Source organism: Mesorhizobium sp. B2-1-1, assembly GCF_006442975.2.
GTDB lineage: Bacteria > Pseudomonadota > Alphaproteobacteria > Rhizobiales > Rhizobiaceae > Mesorhizobium.
In genome coordinates, this window is the sequence record NZ_CP083954.1 from 2,138,468 (window position 1) to 2,155,794 (window position 17,327).

The window sequence follows — 17,327 nt, forward strand, 5'->3', positions numbered from 1 at the left end:
CGAAAGGCATGACGATGACTTTGCAGCACATTGAACGGCCGACGGGCATCGGCGCGCATGAAAACGGCAACGGGCTCGGCGCCGATATTCTGAGCCTGGCTGGCCGAACCCTCACGCGTCTGCTGTCGCGCTATGGCGTGCTTTTGGGGTTCCTGGCGCTTTGGCAGGCGGCGGCGAGCGGCGGCTGGGTCAATGCCGCGGTGTTGCCGCCGATCGACATGATCGTCGTAGCGCTCTGGAAGGGCCTCGCCGGGGGCAGCCTGCTCGGCGACATCGCCATCAGCCTGCAGCGCGCCGGCCTCGCCTTCGCCGCGGCGGCTACGGTCGCCATCCCGCTCGGCCTCGTCATGGGTCAGACCCGCAGCGTCGAGACGGCGCTCGATCCGATCCTGCAACTGTTCCGGCAGACCTCGGCCCTGGCGCTCTATCCCGTCTTCATCCTGCTTCTGGGGCTAGGCGAAGCCTCCAAAGTGTTCGTCATCTTCTGGGCAACGCTGTTTCCACTGCTGCTCAACACGATCAGCGGCGTCAAGGAGGTCGATCCGAAGCTGCTCGAAATGGCGCGCGTCTACGGCGCCCGGCGGCTGACCATATTCCGGCGCGTCGTGCTGCCGGGCGCCGTGCCTTCGATCTTCGTCGGGTTGAGGCTCGGCGCGACCACCGCGCTGCTGCTGCTGATTGCCTCGGAAATGATCGGCGCCAACAAAGGCATCGGCTTCCAGGTGATGAACGCGCAGTACAATTTCCAGATCCCGCTGATGTTCGCGTCGATCGTCATCCTGGCCGCGCTCGGCCTGATCGCGAACCAGGTGCTGGTCAGCCTGCAGCGGCGGCTTTGCCGCTGGAGCAGTTCCGCCGGCTGAACAGCCGCCCCCATCATCGTCATTTTTGAAAAGTGAAAGGCCGGATCATGACCATCACACGCCGCTCGCTGCTTCTGCGCGCCCCTCTTGCCGCCGGCATCATCGCCGTCGGGCTACCATCGATCGCGCGCTCGCAGGCCGCTTCCGTCAAGATACGCTATCTCGCAAGCCGCGGCAGCATCTCGCCGCATGAGCTTGCCGACCAACTCGGCTACTTCAAGGGCCTCGGCATCGAGCTCGAGAATGTCGGCTATGCCGGCGGCGGCCCGGAATCGCTGTTTGCGCTCGCCTCCGGCAGCGTCGACCTGGGTTCGGCCGCCACGCCGGCCGTGATCAACTCGATCGCCGGCGGCAACGACTTCGTCGCCGCCTATCCGAGCAACGGCATCAACAGCCAGGTCAAAAGCGTTTTCTATGTGCTGGAGGACAGCCCGATCAGGTCGATCGCGGACGTCGCCGGCAAGACGATCTCGGTCAACACGCTCGGCGCCCATCTCGACTACGCGGTGCGTGAAGCGCTGCACAGCGTCGGCCTGCCGCCGGACGCCGCCAAGCTCGTCGTGGTGCCCGGGCCGCAACTCGAGCAGACGTTGCGCTCGCATCAGGTCGATGTCGCCGGGCTCGGCTACTGGCAGGCGACTTTCGCCGGTGCCCTGGTGGCCAATGGCGGTGTGCGCGGCGTGTTCAACGACGCCGACGTGCTGGGCGAGATCGCGGGCGGCTTCATCGTGCTGCGGCGGGATTTCATCGCCGCCAATCGCGACGCCGCCAAGAACTTGGTCGAACAGTCCGCGCGTGCGGCCGACTGGTCGCGGCAGAATCCCGACGAGGCCCGCAAGGTGCTGGCCGAAATCCTCGACAAACGCGGCGAGAACGGCGAACTGGCGCGCTACTGGACGGGTTTCGGTCTGCGCGAAAAGGCGGTGGCGACCGACCGCGACATCGACTTCTGGGTGGCTGTGCTCGAGCGCGACGGCCGCCTGCCGAAGGGCAAGCTCAAGGCTGCCGACATCCTCTACCGGCCAGGCGAAAGCAAGACCAATTGAGCAAGGAGGCACCCAGCATGGCCACAGCACGCGGCGAGGTCACGATCCGCGACCTGTCGAAGTCCTTTGCACTCGGCGGGCGCTCGCTCGCCGTGCTGCGTTCGCTCAATCTCGACATCCGCTCCGGCGAGTGCCTGGTCATTGTCGGCGCCAGCGGATCGGGCAAGACGACATTGCTGCGCATCCTTGCCGGGTTGGAAACCGCCGACGAAGGCGCCGTTGCGATCGATGGCAAGCAAATAAAAGGCGTCGGCGCGGAGCGGGCGGTGATCTTCCAGGAACCGCGCTTGCTGCCCTGGCTGAGCGTGCTTGGCAACGTCGCCTTCGGCCTCGAAGTTCGCGGCGTGCCCAAGGTGCAGGCCGAGCGGAGGGCGCGCTTCTACATAGCGCTGGTCGGTCTTGCCGAGTTCAGCGATGCCTACCCGCGGCAGCTTTCGGGCGGCATGGCGCAACGCGTCGGCATCGCCCGGGCGCTGACGGTGCAGCCCGAAATTCTGCTGCTCGATGAGCCGCTCGGCGCCCTCGACGCCATGACCAAGATCTCCATGCAGGAGGAACTGGCGCGCATCTGGAGCGAGGAAAACGTCACCATGGTCATGGTCACCCACGATCTGGAGGAGGCGATCTATCTCGCCGACAGAGTGCTGATCCTGCCCAAGGAGAAAGGCGGCGCGGCGCGTCTGATCACCGTCGACCTGCCGCGCCCCCGTGATCGCAGCGAAAGCCGCTTCGTGCGCCACCGTGAGGAGTTGCTGCGCGAATTCGGCCTGCACTGAGGCCTCGACGCGCTCGCACGTGTCGAGGCGCTTTCCCAGGTTAGGCCTTCCGTGCTTCCTTCATATTGGGCAGGAACACCGTCAACAGGCCCAGGAACGGCAAATACGAACAGATCTGGAAGACGAAGTCGATGCCCTTCATGTCAGCGACGATACCGAGCACGGCGGCGGCGATACCGCCGACGCCGAAGGCGAAGCCGAAGAAGATGCCGGCGATCATGCCGACGCGGCCCGGCACCAGTTCCTGCGCAAAGACGACGATGTTGGAGAAGGCCGACGACAGGATCAGGCCGATCAGCACCGTCAGCACCATCGTCCATTCCATGTTGGCGTAAGGCAGCGCCAGCGTGAAGGGCAGCACGCCGACGATGGAAAACCAGATCATCGCCTTCTGTCCGTAGCGGTCGCCGAACGGACCGCCGAGCAGGATGCCCAGCGCCGAGGCGCCGAGGAACAGGAACAGCATGACCTGCGACATCTGCACCGAAACGCCGAACTTATGGATGGCGTAGAAGGTGTAGTAGCTGGATAGGCTGGCGATGTAGGCGTTCTTGGTCAGCACCAGCAGCGTCAGCACGGCCAGGGCCCCCATCACCTTGCGGCGCGGGAAGGGCGAGACGAAACTGGACGTCTTGCGGTTCGCCTGTGTGGCGCGCAAGCGGCTGTACCACCCGCCGACCTGCCACAACACGACGATGCCGATAAGCGAGCCGACGGCGAACCATGAAATGCTGGTCTGGCCGAAAGGCACGACGATAAATGCCGCCAGCAGCGGTCCCATGGACTGGCCGAAATTGCCACCGACCTGGAACAGCGACTGCGCCAGGCCGAAGCGGCCGCCTGAGGCGAAGCGGGCGATGCGCGAGGATTCCGGATGGAAGATCGCCGAGCCGATGCCGATCAGCGAAGCGCCGATCAGGAGCAGCGTGTAGTGGCCGGCATAGGCAAGCACGATCAGGCCGATCAGCGAAGAGGCCATGCCGTAGGGCAGGGAATAGGGCATTGGCCGCTTGTCGGTGATCATGCCGATCACCGGCTGCAGCAACGACGCAGTCACCTGGAAGGTGAAGGTCAGAAGGCCGATCTGCCAGAAATCGAGGCCGTAATTCTCCTTCAACAGGGGATAGATGGCCGATAGCAGCGACTGCATGATGTCGTTGATGCAATGGCAAAAACTCACCGCCAGGATGACGGTGAAGGCCGTCGCCTGGGCTGAAGCATGGCTGGCGGTCGCGGGAGGGGCGACGGCTGTCGTATCGGTCAAGGCAGGCTCCGTAGTCTTTTTGGCGGGCATACCCGCGGGCAAGCTGGCGGACGCTCCTGCGGCCGCCTTGGGAACGGATGGCTTATAGGCCGCTTGCGGGACGACTTCTTTCGTGGTTTGGTCCAATAGTTTCGCAAGTGGGCCATAGCTTATGCCGCATGGCAGGGAAATTTTTCACGCTGGCAATGCCGACCTCGAGCAGTTGCACGAGCGTCGCTGGCTATGGCTGGAGCAAGTGGCCGGGCCGGCGGTGGCGTTGCCGACCGAATATCCCGACGGCTACCATGTGCCGCGGCACCGCCACAGCCGCAGCCAGTTGCTGCATGCGCTGGTCGGCGTCGTGCTGGTGACGACGCGGCACGGGCGCTGGATGGTGCCGCCCGATCACGCCATGTGGATCCCCGCGGGCACCGAGCATTCCGTCGAGATGCTGGGCGATGTCTCGATGCGCTCGGTCTATGTCATGCCGGGAGCGATCCCCGGACTGCCGGAAGGCTTGCGCGTCGTCGGCGTCACCGACCTGATGCACAGCCTGATCGTTGAATCGGAAAAACTGCCGCAAGGCGGCGTGCTGGAAGGGCGTGGCGGGCTGATCATGAATCTCCTGCTGCACGAAATTCCGACTTTGCCGGAGCGGCCGCTTGGCCTGCCGTTCCCCTCCGATCCCAGGCTGGCGGCGCTGTGCCGGCGTTTCGTGGCGGCACCGTCGCCGCGCGCGACGATCGACGAGTGGGCGGACGCCGCCGGCATGAGCCGACGCTCCTTCACGCGCGCCTTTCATCGCCAGACCGGACTGTCGCTGTCGACATGGCGCCAGCAAGCATGCCTGTTCGCGGCGCTGCCGAGGCTCGCCGATGGGGAGCCGATCACCCGGGTGGCGCTCGATCTCGGCTATGACAGCGTGCCGGCCTTCATCACCATGTTCAAGCGCATGCTGGGCGCCTCGCCGCGCGGCTATATGCGCGGTGCGCGAGATGCCGGCGAAAACCCGCGGCGCATAGGCGGTCCGATCGCCGCTTGAGGCATGCCGATGGCATCAAGCTGATGCGCCAACCTTCGGTCTAAGGTCCATTTGCAGGAGCACTGATTGCACGTTGTAATCGGTTTTGCTGCGCTACGCGCCCGCCGGGATCGACAATTAGTCGAACAGGCTCGACACCGATTCCTCGGTTGCCGTGCGCGAGATGGCTTCGCCCATCAGGTCGGCGATCGAGATGACGCGGATATTGGGGGCGTCGAGCACGCCCTGGGTCGGCTGGATGGAATCGGTGATCACCAGTTCCTGCAGCTTGGAGCCACTGATGCGGGTGACCGCGCCGCCCGACAGCACACCATGAGTGATATAGGCGGTGACGCTGGTGGCGCCGTTGGCCAGCAGCGCATCGGCGGCGTTGCACAGCGTGCCGCCGGAATCGACGATGTCGTCGATCAGCAGGCAGTCCTTGCCGGCGACCGCGCCGATGATGTTCATGACCTCCGATTCGCCGGGACGCTCGCGGCGTTTGTCGACGATGGCGAGCTGTGCGTCGAAGCGCTTGGCCAGCGCGCGTGCACGCACCACGCCACCAATGTCGGGCGACACCACGACGACGTTGCCGAGCTGCTTGTATTTCGCCTTCACATCGCGGGCCATGACCGGCACCGAGAACAGATTGTCGGTCGGAATATCGAAGAAGCCCTGGATCTGGCCGGCGTGGAGGTCGAGCGTGAGCACGCGGTCGACCCCGGCGCGGGTGATCATGTTGGCGACCAGCTTGGCCGAGATCGGCGTGCGGCCGGAGGCGCGGCGGTCCTGCCTGGCATAGCCGAAATAGGGGATCACCGCCGTGATGCGCTTGGCCGACGAGCGCATGAAGGCGTCGATCATGATGAGCAGTTCCATCAGGTGATCGTTGGTCGGAAAGGAAGTCGACTGCAGGATGAAGACATCCTCGCCGCGCACGTTTTCCTGGATCTCGACGAAGATTTCCTGGTCGGCGAAGCGCCTGACGCTGGCCTTGCCCAGCGGGATGTTGAGATAGCGGGCGACCGCCTCGGCCAGCACCCTGTTGGAATTGCCCGCGAAGAGTTTCATGCACCGTTCCTGGTGGAGGATGGAGAGCCCCAACAGACTCGCCTACGCCCTTTAACCGGGCTTTTAGCGGCCCGCGCGGCTATTGCAAGCACCGTGATTGGAAATCCGCCGGCTAATCCTGGGAAATGTTCGCGCCATCGCGTATGGGCAACACTGGGCAGCTGACCCGCCGCCGCTGCTCCTTCCCCTTGTTCGAGCATGGGATTTCCCCGCGGCCGTTTCCATTCGGGTCCGATGGTCTAGCCCGCCTTGCCGCCGAGCCATGCCGCGAACTGGTCGATGGTCTGGTCGGCGATCGCCTGCATGGTGGCTGGCGCCACCGCTTTCCAGCTGTCGCCGCCCCCGCTGGCGCCGGAACTGGCCGAAGCCGCCTTCTGCTGGCCGTTGATGCGATGCAGGCGGTTGCCCGAGGGATCGTAGACGTCCCACACATAGATGACGGTGGTGTCCTTGCCTTCGGAGATCACCGAGAAATAGCCTTTGAGCACATGGGTCGCGGTCTGGTCGGCGCTGCCGGCCAGCGTGATGCCGCGCTGCCTAGCGCGCGTCTGCAACTCCGCCGTCAGCGGCGTCGCCGCTTCCACCGAAGCGCCGACGATCGGCGCGATCTGCAGGCGCGTCCTGGCAAGGATTGCGGCGGTCTGTGCGGGCGTGGCTGACGTCGTGGTCGTTGCTGGAGCGCCCGCCGTGGTCGTGGCAGGGCCAGCGGGCGCCGGGGTGGCGGCGCTGCCCTGGGCTGCCGGCGTGGCCGGCGCCGCGGCCGTGGGCGGGGTGATGGCGGAGGGTTCGAGGACGTCTTTTGCGTTGGTGCAGGCGGCGAGCGCCAGGACCACGAGCAATGACACGGTCGTCAGCTGCGATCGTCTCATTTGCCTTCTAACTCCTTGGCGAAGAACGCCTCCCATCGTGGATTCACTGTACGATCAAGTCGAGATCATGGCGGGAAAGCGGCTTCGGCTGTGATTCGGTCGTGAGATAGGTGCGGCCAAGCGTCATCGCCGTCTCGGTTTCGGAATCCATGATGATCATGTGGGCGAACAACGTCATGTTCGGCGCGATCGGCTCGGGATTGCCCTGGTAGAACATCGGCATGTCCATCCAGGACGGGGTGAAGCGGGCGCCGACCGAGTAGCCGCAGGCATTCAGCCGATGCTTGGTCAGTCCACGTGCCTCCATGACACGGGCATGCGCGTCGAACACATCGCCGAAACTGTTGCCCGGCGTCATCGCCTTCTCGACCGCCAGCAGCGCGGCACGGGCCGCGTCGAACAAGTCCTGGTGACGCTTCGAGGCCTTGCCGGTCAGCACCGTGCGCATCATCGGCGCATGATAGTGATGAAAGACTCCCGCCCATTCGAGCGTCAACTGGTCGTTCTTGGTGAGCTTGCGGCGACCGGCCTTGTAGCGGCACAGCAGCGCGTCGACGCCGGAGCCGATGATGAATTCGTTGGCCGGATAGTCGCCGCCACCGGCAAAGATCGCGCCTTGCATGGCGGCAAGGATCAGCGCCTCGTCACCGCCCTGCTTGATCAGCGGCAAGGCCGCATCCAGCGCGTCGTCGGCCAGGTTCGCCGCCTTCTCGGCCTTGGCGATCTCGGCCGGGCTCTTGAACAGGCGCAGCCGGCCGACGATGCCGGATGCATCGGCGATCTGGCCGAAGGTCTGCAGCTGCTCGTCGAGGCGGCGGCCATTATAGGCGGTCAGCCCATGAGTGTCGTATTCGACCCCGATGCGGGCGCCGAGCAGGTCGAGCTCGTTCAGCAGATTGCGCAGGTCGACGGCCGGATTGGCGCCATCGCGATCGGTCCACAGCACGATGTTGTCGATGATTGAGGTGTGGCGCGCCTGACGCAGGTCGGCCGAGCGGGTCAGCAACACCATGGACCCGTCGGCTTTCACCACCAGGCACTGGAAGAAGCAGAAACCGAACGTGTCGTAGCCGGTCAGCCAATACATGCTTTCCTGCGCGAAGAGCAGGATGGCGTCGAGCTTCTTCTCGGCCATCTCGATCACCAGCCGGTCGCGGCGCGCGTCGAATTCGGATCGTTCAAAATGCAGCGCCATTATTCACTCTCCAAAACGATTGCCGATATCTGCCGGCCGTAATCGGGTTCCTTGCGGTGCGTCGTGCGCCGGTAGGAGTAAAACAGATCTTCCTCGGCATAGGTGCAGCGGCCGAGACCTTGCGCGGTCACACCCGCCCTGTCGAGCCGGTCCACCGTGTAGCGGTTGAGGTCGAACATCGAATGACCGGGATTCGCCGAAGGCGCGAAATATCTGTCATTTTCGCCATCGGCCTCGACGAAGCGGGCGACGAATTCAGGCCCGACCTCGTAGTTTTCCGGGCCGATCGAGGGGCCGAGCACGGCGACGATGTTTTCACGCCTGGCGCCGAGACTTTCCATGGCGGCAATGGTGTTCTCGAGCACCCCCGTGAAGGCGCCTTTCCAGCCGGCATGCGCCGCGCCGATGATACGCGCCGCGGCATCCGCGAACAGCACAGGGCCGCAATCGGCGGTCGAGGCGCCGATGGCGATGCCCGGCCGGTCGGTGACGATGGCGTCGGCCTTGGGACGCTCGCCTGCAAAGGGTCCCCTGGCGACGACGACATCAGGCGAATGGATTTGCCAGGCGGTCAGGAGATGGTCCGCCGGCACGCCCATCCAGGCGGCGACACGGCGGCGGTTCTCGGCGACCAGCGCCTGGTCGTCATCCGAGCCGGTGCCGATGTTGAGGCCCTGATAGATGCCGGTCGAGACGCCGCCGACGCGGGTGAAATAACCGTGGCGGATGCCTTGTGCCTGCGCCAGGTCCAGCAGCGGCGACCGCACGGGATCCAGTTTGGTCTGATTCAGCATGTGGGCGTTGTTGTCCGTGTGGGCGGTTTCGTCAAGAAAAAGTCCGAAGCGAGACGGCCGGCGTTCAGCCGCTCTTTTACCGGACGGGAGATTGGGAGGGGTGACGGTGAAAAGTCAATCCGGCGTGGCGAAGGGGCAACGCAACGAATCCGGGGTAACGGTTCCTTCGCCGCTGCGCGGTGAGGGAGCATTGAACGGAAAAACCCGCCTGTGCGGCGGGTCCCTGGCGCAACTCAGCACCATAACCAAGTATCTACCATAGTTGCCTTCACCCTGTCAAGAAAAAATTCCTATCATGAGAAGTTGCCGGCCATGAAAAGCTACCGACACAACCGGACTGGCCGTCGTCACGCCTTGTCAATCCGAGCTCGGAGCCTGGGCAAAGGGGCGAACGGCAACGCCGCGCGGCACTATGGCAAGCACCTTGAACAGGTCGCCCATGGCCTGCGGCCCGGCGAGGCGTTCGACATCGCCAGCGATCTTGTCGCGTGCCGCCTGGCTGGCATCGGCGCCAAGCCGGCCGGCGCGCTCCAGAATGCCCAGGCCGAGCAGGAAATCGCCCTGCGTCGATAGATGGGCGTCCAGACCATGCGCGCGCACCACCCCGGCAAGGGCGGCGAAATCGACATGGGAGGTGAGGTCGGCTTCGCCGGGATTGGCCAGCACATCTTCGTGATCATGACGGCGCAGGGCCTGCAACGTGTCGCCGACACCCGGCCGCAGATGGCCATAGTCGACAAACAAGCCGGAGCCGCCATGAGCGGCTATGCGCTCGGCGATGGTCGCCATCAGGGCGCTGCGCGCCGGCGCCACTTCGACGATCGCGCCTTGCGGTGCCTCGCCGGCATCGGCGGGCAGCAGCGTCGGGTCGAGCGAGCCGGCGCCGGCGAAGAAGGTAAGATTGTCAGCGCCGTCGAGGCCGACCACGCGCTCGCGCCAGCCAGTGCCGACGCGGACGAACTGGCGGATGGGGATGGCGTCGAACAATTCGTTGCCGACGATGAAGAGCGGCTGTGGCAGCAGCGTATCGATGGTCTCGTGCCAGCGAATCGAGAACGGTGTGGCGCCGAGCGTCTGTTTCTGCACCTCGGTCAGGCGCGGGCTGGTCTCGATCATGGCGAAAGCGGCGTCGTTGGCCAGTGCCGGTTCGAGCCGCGACAGGGTGCGAAGCATGTCCTTCATCAGCGTGCCGCGGCCAGGGCCGATCTCGCCGATGGTGACCGGCGTCGGCCGGCCGACCGCCAGCCAGGCCTGGTAGAGCCAAACGGCGACGAGCTCGCCGAACATCTGGCTGATCTCCGGCGCGGTGACGAAATCCCCGGCGGCGCCGAACGGTTCGCGCGTGGTGTAGTAGCCCGCCTCGGGATCGAACAGGCACAATGCCATGTATTCGTTGACGGGGATCGGCCCTGTCGCCTCGATCAGATCGACGATGCGTGCCTTCAGCCGCGTCATGTCGCCTGCGGCCGTGACTGCGGCACCGGCTTGGCTGTCGTCATCGCCCAAATGCCGGCCAGCACCATCGGCGAGGACAGGATCATGCCCATGGTCAGCCAGTTGGTGCCAAGGAGATAGCCGAGCTGCTGGTCGGGCTCGCGGAAGAATTCGACTGCTATGCGCGACAGGCCATAGCCGCAGATGAAGGCGCCGCCGACGAAGCGCGGCGTTTTCAGCTTGAGGCGAGAGTGGGTGAGGAAGCGCAGCACGAGAAAGAGCACCAGGCCTTCAAGCAGGGCCTCGTAAAGCTGGCTCGGATGGCGGGTAAACGGCCCGCCATTGGGAAACTCGATCGCCCATGGCACGTCGGTTGGCCGGCCCCAGAGCTCGGAGTTGATGAAGTTGGCGACGCGCACGAGGCCAAGACCGACCGGCACGCCAGCGGCCACGACGTCGAACAGCGACCAGGTGCGGATGCCGCGCTTGATCGAAAACAGCGTCATGGCGAGGATGACGCCGAGCAGGCCGCCATGGAACGACATGCCGCCCTGCCAGACGGCGAAGATGTCGAGCGGATGCGCGATATAGCGCGGCAGGTCATAGAACAGCACGTAGCCGGTGCGCCCGCCCAGCACGACGCCGATGGCCGCCCAGATGATGAAATCATCGAGGTCCTCCGGCTTCATCGGCAGGATGCCGTCGGGCCAGAGTTTCGGATTGGCGGCGAGCCGCTTGGCGTACCACCAGGCGAACAGGATGCCGACGATGTAGCCGACGCCGTACCAGTGCACCGCCAGCGGCCCGATCTGAATCAGCACCGGGTCGATGTTGGGAAAGGGCAACGAGGCCAGCGGCAGCAGGAAATATTCGTTCAACGGGAGCTCTCGGTTGCGTTTGGCGCGGACCATGCGGCAGGGTTTTGGCGGGGTCAAGGCAAGGTGGTCGGCCTCAAAGATCGGATCGGATCACCGCTTGCAGGCCCATCGCGCCGTGCGGGCGGTGAGCTCAGTCCCTTGGCTTGGCGGCCACCAACTGCCGCAACGCGTCGTTGATCCTGTCCTGCCAGCCGGGGCCATCTTCCTGGAAATGATCGAGCACGGCCCGGTCGATCCGGATCGAAACAAGCTCGCGGACGTTCGGCGCGGCCGAAGCTTCGCGAATTGGCGGTGCCGGCTTCTTCACCGGTTTGAAGGCAGCTTCGGCGGCTGCCATCGGATTGGTCGGTCGGCGCGGAGGGGTTGCCATTGGTGACCTGACTGAAGTGTGCTTGAGGCAATACGAGACGAGAACACAATAGGCGAGCTTGCGCCCTCAAGTACAGCTCTGGCGTCGTCCGGGAGCTTCTTACAGGAATGGCACCGCCATGCGCCACAGCAACGCAGATGGAACGGCAACCCTCAACGTTCTTGCATTCGGCGCGCGGCACTACTAACTCAATTTCAGCAACCGAGGATTTGCCATGTCGACCGGACCGAACCGCATTCTCGACGAATTCGCCAAGCTGATGACCGATGCCGCGGGCGCCGCGCAGGGCGTGCGGCGCGAGGTGGAGACCGCCTTCAAGGGACAGGCCGAACGCATCCTGAATTCGATGGACGTGGTGCAGCGCGAGGAGTTCGAGGCCGCGCGCGAGATGGCCGCCAAGGCCAGGGAAGAGAATGCTCGCCTTGCCGACCGCATCGAGGCGCTTGAGGCCAAGCTTGCCGAACTGACCGGGCAGGCCACACCTGCGGCTTCCGCAAAGCCCAGGCCGAAAAAATAATTCGTTAAACTTTTCCACAAAGCACCAGCCTGAAAAGCGCTTTGCCGTGAATCGCTTACCGGCATTGCGTGACTCTGTGTGACAGCGCCTTTCCACATGCGAATGACGCAGCGCGAAAAATTGGGCTGTTCACGCGACTCCCGATCAATAGACTGAATTTGTTGCATGATTCGGAGCAGGGTCATGCGCCGGGCGGTGGGGTCCGGTCTGGGGTCTTTGCGTCGAGAAGTCCTGGCCGTCCGAGTTCTAGATCAGATTGTTCGTCGTGTGTGCCCCGCGGAGCGTGTGGCGCTCCCCTGAACACAGGAAGCATTCCATGGAACTTCTCGAACTCGAATTCTCCCGCGAAATCCATCCGGTGGATGTCATTGAGCAGGTGGCCCACAACAATGACTGGTCCTTCGAACGGGCCGGCGACGACGAAATCTCGATCTCGGTCGCCGGAAGCTGGACCGACTATCACGTCTCCTTCTCGTGGATGGAGGATTTCGAGGCGCTGCATCTGGCCTGCGCCTTCGACATCAAGGTGCCGGAGGCGCGCGCGCTGGAAGTGATGCGGCTGTTGTCGCTGATCAACGAACAGATGTTGTTCGGCCATTTCGACCTGTGGGAGCAGGAAGGCGCGATCATGTTCCGCCAGTCGCTGCTTCTGGCCGGCGGGGTCGAGCCTTCGAGCCAGCAGGTGGAGGTGCTGCTGTCGTCGGCGCTGGAGGCCTGCGAATGCTACTTCCAGGCGTTCCAGTTCGTCGTCTGGTCCGGCACATCGGCCAAGGACGCGCTGGCCGGGGTGCTGTTCGAGACTTTCGGCAACGCCTGACCAAGATGTTTTCGACATGAGTTCAAGCAGCGAGCGCAAGCCCGAGATCAGTTTCGCCGATTTTGATCGTGTCGACATCCGTGCCGGCACGATCATCGAGGCCGAACCGTTTCCGCAGGCGCGCAAGCCGGCGTTCAAGCTCAAGATCGATTTCGGCCCCGAGATCGGGGTGAAGAAATCGTCGGCGCAGATCACCAAATATTATACGCCCGAGACGCTGATCGGCCGGCAGGTGTTCGCGGTGGTCAATTTTCCGCCGCGCCAGATCGGGCCATTCATGTCGGAAGTGCTGACGCTCGGCTTTCCCGACGAGGAGGGCGCCGTGGTGCTCGGCGCCATCGAGCGCAAGGTGCCGGACGGCGGGCGGCTGTTTTAGCCGAGAGGGAGCGTCAGGCGGCCAGCTTCCGCGTCGTGCCCAGCGCCTCCTGGACCGTATCGAGAAACATTTCCGCGCAGGCTTTCCAGCTGTAGCGCATAGCGCGTTCTCGCGCCTGGGCGCGGTCGACATCGAGGGCGGCGAGCGATGCCGCGCGCAGGTCGTTGGAGACCGCGCCGCCGAAGCCGTCGCCGACGATGTCGATCGGTCCCGTGACCGGAAAGGCGGCGACCGGCGTGCCGCTGGCCAGCGCTTCGATGATGACGTTGCCGAAGGTGTCGGTGCGGCTCGGAAAGACGAAAACGTCGGCCGAGGCGTAGATTTCGGCCAGTTCATCGTTGGGGCGGTGGCCAAGAAAATGCGCGGCGGGGTAGCGCGCCTTGAGCTTCGCCAGTTCCGGGCCCTCGCCGACAATCACCTTGCTGCCGGGCAGGTCGAGATCGAGGAAGGCGGAGAGGTTCTTCTCGATGGCGACGCGGCCGACACAGAGGAACAACGGGCCGGGGAAGCCGAGATCCTTCCTCTTGTCGGGCCGGAAATGATCGGTGTCGACGCCGCGCGTCCATGGCCTCAGCTTGTTGAAGCCGCGCGCTGCAAGATCATCCGCCAGCGACTGCGTCGCGACCAGCGTGCCTTGGCCGGAATTGTGGAAATCGCGCAGCCAGCGATAGGCCCAGCTTTCCGGCACCGGCAGCCGGGCGCTGAGATATTCAGGAAAGCGTGTGTGGTAGCTGGTGGTAAACGGCCGGCCGGCATTGCGGCAGTAGCGCCGCGCCATGATGCCGAGCGGACCTTCGGTGACGATGTGGATGTGGTCTGCCTTGTAGGCCTCGATCAGGCGCGCGACATGACCTGGCGTGGTCAACGCCAGGCGGATATCGGGATAGGTCGGCAAGGGCAAAGTGCGAAAGATGTTGGGCGTCAGGAAATCCACCGCGACATCGAACGATTTCAGTGTTTCGGTGAGCCGCTCCAGCGTGTGGACGACGCCATTGACCTGTGGGCGCCAGGCGTCGGTGACCATCAATATGCGCATGACGGGCCTTTGCTCGAAAGGTCGGCGGTTGCCTCGGCCCGATGCCCGGACGGCGACCAGCCTGCTGCCCTCGCTTCGCTCCAGCACACCCGGGCGGGTACGGGATCGAAGTCAGACGGCGGGCTCGAATCAAGTGAGGTCGCGCGCTTCATGCGCGCTCTTCAGCATGGTTTCATGACGCGCCAATGAAATCGGCCGAACATGACCTCGTCCCGAAACGATTTCCGCTTCCCGCGATTGAATCCCTGTCAGGCCGGAACCTTGATCACGGCGCGCAAGCCGCCGAGCGGGCTGACGTCGAGCGTGATGTCGCCGCCATGGCTGCGGGCGATGTCGCGGGCGATCGACAGGCCGAGACCAGTGCCGCTGGCATCGAGATTGCGGGCCTCGTCGAGCCGCATGAAGGGTTTGAACACCTCTTCGCGCTTTTCGGCCGGAATGCCTGGACCGTCATCGTCGATGGTGACGACGAGCGAGCCGCGGCCATGATTGGCGGCCACTTCCACCGTCTTGGCGTAGCGGAAGGCGTTGCCGATGACATTCGACATCAGCCTGGCGAAGGCGTTCGGCCGCACATGCACGGTCGGATCGCCGGAAAGCGTCGTCGACAATTTGCATTTGCGCAACCGAGCTTCCTCGCTCAGCTTCTGGAAATAGGCTTCGAGATCGAAGCGCCCGGTGTCTTCCGAGGCCTCGCCGCGGGCGAAGGCAAGATAGCCTTCGAGCATCGACTGCATGTCGTCGATGTCCTGGTTGAGCGCGGCCTTGGTCTCGGCCTTGCCGCCCGCCAGCGCCAGCTGCAGCTTGAAGCGGGTGAGGATGGTCCTGAGGTCATGGCTGACGCCGGTGAGCATGGCGGTGCGCTGTTCGATCTGGCGCTCGATGCGCTCGCGCATCTGGATGAAGGCAAAGCCGGCGCGGCGGACCTCCTCCGCGCCGCGCGGGCGGAAATCACGCGGCATCGGCCGGCCCTTGCCGAAGCTTTCGGCGGCTTCGGCCAGCGTCAGGATCGGCCGGATCTGGTTGCGCAGGAAGGGAATGGCGATCATCAGCAGCACCAGCGAGGTACCGACCATCCAGATCAGGAAGATGTGCGTGTTCGAAGCATAGGCCTGGCTGCGGCGCACGAAGACGCGCAACACCTTGCCTTCGAGCTGGACGCGGACCTCGATGATGTTGGAGTTGCCGACCGTATCGATCCAGAACGGCCGGTTGATCTGGCGGGTGATCTCGGCGGAGAGAACGTCGTCGAGGATGGAGAAGAACGGCTTCGGCCCGGGCGGCGGCAGCGGGTCGGGCGGCAGGAGGTCGACCTTCAACTGCATGCGGTCCTGGGCGATGCGGATGATGTTGGCGTAGTCGGCGTCGTGCGGATAGGTCTCGATCAGGTCGATGATGGCGGCGATGTCGCGCACGGTCGCCTGCGACAGGCGCTGCGTCACGGTCGCCCAATGCCGCTCCATGAAGACGAAAGCGACCACCGATTGCAGCAGGATCATCGGCGCGATGACGATGATCAGCGAGCGCGCGTAGAGGCGCTTGGGCATGTAGAGCGAAACGAGGCGCCAGAACCGGTTCCAGACGCGCGGACCCCTCTTGAGCAGCCGTGTGGAGCGGGTGCTCAAGCCGTCAGATTCCGGCTGTTCCAGTTCCGTGGTCGCCATTCACCTTTCGCTCGCTCCGTGGCCGTCAGGCAGGCCGAAGGCGGTAGTCTATTCGACGCTGAGCCGATACCCAATACCGCGGACCGTCTGCAGCCAGACCGGATTGGAGGGATCGCGCTCGATCTTGCGGCGCAGCCGATTGATCTGGACGTCGATGGTGCGTTCGCCGACATCCGATTCGTCGCCGACCAGTTCGTGGCGTGGAATGGTTTCGCCTGCGCGCGCGGCGAATATCGCCAGGATCTCCTGCTCGCGATCGGTCAGCTTCAGCGCCTCGCCGCCACGCTTCAATTCGCGCCTGGCGATCTGGAATGTGTAGGGACCGAAGACGAGCTGCTCCACCTTGGGCGTGGTCGCAGGGCCGCCGCGGCGCAGGATGTTGTTGATGCGCAGGATCAATTCGCGCGGATCGAAAGGCTTTGGCAGGTAATCGTCGGCGCCGGCCTCCAGGCCGGTGATGCGGCTGTCGGTCTCCGATAGCGCTGTCAGCATCAGGATCGGCACGTTCTTCTCGGCCCGCAGCGCCTTGGTCAGATCGACGCCGTTTTCGCCGGGCATCATCACGTCCAGCACAAGAAGATCGAAGTCGAGGCCGGCGAGCTTGCGCCGGGCTTCGCCCGAATTGCCGGCGACGGTGACGCGAAAACCGTTTTCGGTCAGATATTGCTTGAGCAGGTTGCGGATGCGGGTGTCGTCATCGACCACAAGCAAATGCGGCGCATCGTCGTCCGGTGCGGCCGCGTGATCAGCGCGTTCAGTGCTCTCCATGGCTTTTCCCTGACATTTTTGCGGACCCAACGTCGATCTGGGCTCTCAGTTCCGGATTGACCATTGCTTCGAGGAAGCGTTCCACCTGGGTCCGTTCGGCGGCTCCGGAATCTTCCAATGCAGCATGGATGCGGCGCGACTGTGGCCGTGCCAGTGCCAGCGCCAGCGCGCGGCCCTTGGCGGTCGGATACAGTTCGCGCTGGCGACGATCGCGCGGCCCTTGCAACTGCACGACATGGTCGGTGTCGATCAGCTGCTTCAGCACGCGCGCCAGGCTCTGCTTGGTGATCTTCAAGACATCGAGCAGTTCGGCGACCGTCAGGCCCGGCCTGCGGTTGACGAAATGCAGCACCCTGTGGTGGGCGCGGCCGAAGCCATAGTCGGCCAGGATCTGATCGGGATCCGAGGTGAAATCGCGATAGGCGAAGAAAAACAGCTCGATGAGGGCGAAATCAATGCCATCCTCGATTGACATCGCGGTCCTGATCGGTGTCCCGGCTGCTCGGCTTCGATCCGTCATCTTTTCTCCATGGGCAGGGAAGATTATGTCAGTACTATTGACGTAATTTCCCTGCAATGGTAATTT

The 17,327-nt window shown here is 64.2% G+C and carries 19 protein-coding genes; 7 read left to right on the forward strand and 12 right to left on the reverse strand.

Features of this window, described 5'->3' with window-relative positions:
* Positions 1–14: 14 nt before the first annotated feature.
* The 3 genes from FJ972_RS10445 to FJ972_RS10455 are packed head-to-tail and all read left to right on the forward strand — an operon-like array spanning position 15 to position 2,685.
* Positions 15–863, forward strand: a complete 849-nt coding sequence (locus tag FJ972_RS10445; protein ID WP_140496422.1) for an ABC transporter permease — start codon at positions 15–17, stop codon at positions 861–863.
* 47 nt (positions 864–910) lie between these two features.
* Positions 911–1,909: an ABC transporter substrate-binding protein gene (locus tag FJ972_RS10450; protein WP_140524904.1), complete on the forward strand. Its 999-nt coding sequence runs from the start codon at positions 911–913 to the stop codon at positions 1,907–1,909.
* A gap of 17 nt (positions 1,910–1,926) precedes the next feature.
* Positions 1,927–2,685: an ABC transporter ATP-binding protein gene (locus tag FJ972_RS10455; RefSeq protein ID WP_140496020.1), complete on the forward strand. Its 759-nt coding sequence runs from the start codon at positions 1,927–1,929 to the stop codon at positions 2,683–2,685.
* 40 nt (positions 2,686–2,725) lie between these two features.
* On the opposite strand, the gene FJ972_RS10460 is transcribed toward FJ972_RS10455, so the two are convergent.
* Positions 2,726–3,979, reverse strand: a complete 1,254-nt coding sequence (locus tag FJ972_RS10460) for an MFS transporter (RefSeq protein WP_411908957.1) — start codon at positions 3,977–3,979, stop codon at positions 2,726–2,728.
* Between the two features lie 121 nt (positions 3,980–4,100).
* On the opposite strand from FJ972_RS10460, the gene FJ972_RS10465 reads away from it, so the two are divergent.
* Complete coding sequence (locus FJ972_RS10465; RefSeq protein WP_140496018.1) at positions 4,101–4,970, forward strand: AraC family transcriptional regulator; 870 nt, start codon at positions 4,101–4,103, stop codon at positions 4,968–4,970.
* 117 nt (positions 4,971–5,087) lie between these two features.
* Here the strand turns inward: FJ972_RS10465 and FJ972_RS10470 are convergent, their stop codons facing one another.
* From FJ972_RS10470 to FJ972_RS10500, 7 genes are all read right to left on the reverse strand, one after another.
* Complete coding sequence (locus FJ972_RS10470) at positions 5,088–6,023, reverse strand: ribose-phosphate pyrophosphokinase (protein WP_140496017.1); 936 nt, start codon at positions 6,021–6,023, stop codon at positions 5,088–5,090.
* 239 nt (positions 6,024–6,262) lie between these two features.
* Positions 6,263–6,892, reverse strand: coding sequence for a hypothetical protein (locus FJ972_RS10475; protein ID WP_140496016.1), 630 nt, complete (start codon positions 6,890–6,892; stop codon positions 6,263–6,265).
* Positions 6,893–6,935: 43 nt separating this feature from the next.
* Entirely contained in the window at positions 6,936–8,087 is a 1,152-nt protein-coding gene (locus FJ972_RS10480) for a M24 family metallopeptidase (protein WP_140516886.1), read from the reverse strand.
* Complete coding sequence (pgeF, locus tag FJ972_RS10485) at positions 8,087–8,881, reverse strand: peptidoglycan editing factor PgeF (RefSeq protein WP_140496014.1); 795 nt, start codon at positions 8,879–8,881, stop codon at positions 8,087–8,089. The genes FJ972_RS10480 and pgeF overlap by 1 nt, the downstream gene beginning before the upstream one ends.
* A 357-nt stretch (positions 8,882–9,238) precedes the next feature.
* Positions 9,239–10,336, reverse strand: a complete 1,098-nt coding sequence (locus FJ972_RS10490; protein ID WP_140516882.1) for a class I SAM-dependent methyltransferase — start codon at positions 10,334–10,336, stop codon at positions 9,239–9,241.
* Complete coding sequence (gene lgt / locus FJ972_RS10495) at positions 10,333–11,193, reverse strand: prolipoprotein diacylglyceryl transferase (protein WP_140496012.1); 861 nt, start codon at positions 11,191–11,193, stop codon at positions 10,333–10,335. The genes FJ972_RS10490 and lgt overlap by 4 nt, the downstream gene beginning before the upstream one ends.
* A 130-nt stretch (positions 11,194–11,323) precedes the next feature.
* On the reverse strand, positions 11,324–11,563 hold the full coding sequence (locus FJ972_RS10500; RefSeq protein WP_031250360.1) for a BrnA antitoxin family protein: 240 nt from the start codon (positions 11,561–11,563) through the stop codon (positions 11,324–11,326).
* A gap of 214 nt (positions 11,564–11,777) precedes the next feature.
* Between FJ972_RS10500 and FJ972_RS10505 the strand changes: the two genes are divergently transcribed.
* From FJ972_RS10505 to FJ972_RS10515, 3 genes are all read left to right on the forward strand, one after another.
* Complete coding sequence (locus tag FJ972_RS10505; RefSeq protein WP_140524903.1) at positions 11,778–12,080, forward strand: accessory factor UbiK family protein; 303 nt, start codon at positions 11,778–11,780, stop codon at positions 12,078–12,080.
* A 316-nt stretch (positions 12,081–12,396) separates the two neighbouring features.
* Entirely contained in the window at positions 12,397–12,897 is a 501-nt protein-coding gene (locus FJ972_RS10510; RefSeq protein ID WP_127855850.1) for a YbjN domain-containing protein, read from the forward strand.
* Positions 12,898–12,913: 16 nt separating this feature from the next.
* Positions 12,914–13,273, forward strand: a complete 360-nt coding sequence (locus FJ972_RS10515) for a tRNA-binding protein (protein WP_140496010.1) — start codon at positions 12,914–12,916, stop codon at positions 13,271–13,273.
* Between the two features lie 13 nt (positions 13,274–13,286).
* On the opposite strand, the gene FJ972_RS10520 is transcribed toward FJ972_RS10515, so the two are convergent.
* The 4 genes from FJ972_RS10520 to FJ972_RS10535 all read right to left on the reverse strand — a co-directional run bounded on the left by FJ972_RS10520 (position 13,287) and on the right by FJ972_RS10535 (position 17,261).
* Positions 13,287–14,309 carry a glycosyltransferase family 4 protein gene (locus tag FJ972_RS10520; RefSeq protein ID WP_140496009.1) on the reverse strand — a complete coding sequence of 341 codons (1,023 nt, stop codon included), beginning with the start codon at positions 14,307–14,309 and terminating at the stop codon, positions 13,287–13,289.
* A 248-nt stretch (positions 14,310–14,557) separates the two neighbouring features.
* A complete protein-coding gene (locus FJ972_RS10525; RefSeq protein ID WP_140496008.1) occupies positions 14,558–15,973 on the reverse strand; it encodes an ATP-binding protein in 1,416 nt (471 codons plus the stop codon).
* Between the two features lie 48 nt (positions 15,974–16,021).
* Positions 16,022–16,741: a response regulator gene (locus FJ972_RS10530; protein WP_140496007.1), complete on the reverse strand. Its 720-nt coding sequence runs from the start codon at positions 16,739–16,741 to the stop codon at positions 16,022–16,024.
* Positions 16,728–17,261 (reverse strand): MarR family winged helix-turn-helix transcriptional regulator, encoded by a 534-nt coding sequence (locus FJ972_RS10535; protein WP_181165219.1) that lies wholly within the window; start codon positions 17,259–17,261, stop codon positions 16,728–16,730. Before FJ972_RS10535 ends, FJ972_RS10530 begins: the two co-directional genes overlap by 14 nt.
* Positions 17,262–17,327: the final 66 nt, after the last annotated feature.

Coding starts and splice junctions, on each gene's coding strand:
- FJ972_RS10445 (WP_140496422.1), top strand. CDS start 15: ATGACTTTGCAGCACATTGAACGGCCGACGGGCATCGGCGCGCATGAA.
- FJ972_RS10450 (WP_140524904.1), top strand. CDS start 911: ATGACCATCACACGCCGCTCGCTGCTTCTGCGCGCCCCTCTTGCCGCC.
- FJ972_RS10455 (WP_140496020.1), top strand. CDS start 1,927: ATGGCCACAGCACGCGGCGAGGTCACGATCCGCGACCTGTCGAAGTCC.
- FJ972_RS10460 (WP_411908957.1), bottom strand. CDS start 3,979: ATGCCCGCCAAAAAGACTACGGAGCCTGCCTTGACCGATACGACAGCC.
- FJ972_RS10465 (WP_140496018.1), top strand. CDS start 4,101: ATGCCGCATGGCAGGGAAATTTTTCACGCTGGCAATGCCGACCTCGAG.
- FJ972_RS10470 (WP_140496017.1), bottom strand. CDS start 6,023: ATGAAACTCTTCGCGGGCAATTCCAACAGGGTGCTGGCCGAGGCGGTC.
- FJ972_RS10475 (WP_140496016.1), bottom strand. CDS start 6,892: ATGAGACGATCGCAGCTGACGACCGTGTCATTGCTCGTGGTCCTGGCG.
- FJ972_RS10480 (WP_140516886.1), bottom strand. CDS start 8,087: ATGGCGCTGCATTTTGAACGATCCGAATTCGACGCGCGCCGCGACCGG.
- pgeF (WP_140496014.1), bottom strand. CDS start 8,881: ATGCTGAATCAGACCAAACTGGATCCCGTGCGGTCGCCGCTGCTGGAC.
- FJ972_RS10490 (WP_140516882.1), bottom strand. CDS start 10,336: ATGACGCGGCTGAAGGCACGCATCGTCGATCTGATCGAGGCGACAGGG.
- FJ972_RS10500 (WP_031250360.1), bottom strand. CDS start 11,563: ATGGCAACCCCTCCGCGCCGACCGACCAATCCGATGGCAGCCGCCGAA.
- FJ972_RS10505 (WP_140524903.1), top strand. CDS start 11,778: ATGTCGACCGGACCGAACCGCATTCTCGACGAATTCGCCAAGCTGATG.
- FJ972_RS10510 (WP_127855850.1), top strand. CDS start 12,397: ATGGAACTTCTCGAACTCGAATTCTCCCGCGAAATCCATCCGGTGGAT.
- FJ972_RS10515 (WP_140496010.1), top strand. CDS start 12,914: ATGAGTTCAAGCAGCGAGCGCAAGCCCGAGATCAGTTTCGCCGATTTT.
- FJ972_RS10520 (WP_140496009.1), bottom strand. CDS start 14,309: ATGCGCATATTGATGGTCACCGACGCCTGGCGCCCACAGGTCAATGGC.
- FJ972_RS10525 (WP_140496008.1), bottom strand. CDS start 15,973: ATGGCGACCACGGAACTGGAACAGCCGGAATCTGACGGCTTGAGCACC.
- FJ972_RS10530 (WP_140496007.1), bottom strand. CDS start 16,741: ATGGAGAGCACTGAACGCGCTGATCACGCGGCCGCACCGGACGACGAT.
- FJ972_RS10535 (WP_181165219.1), bottom strand. CDS start 17,261: ATGACGGATCGAAGCCGAGCAGCCGGGACACCGATCAGGACCGCGATG.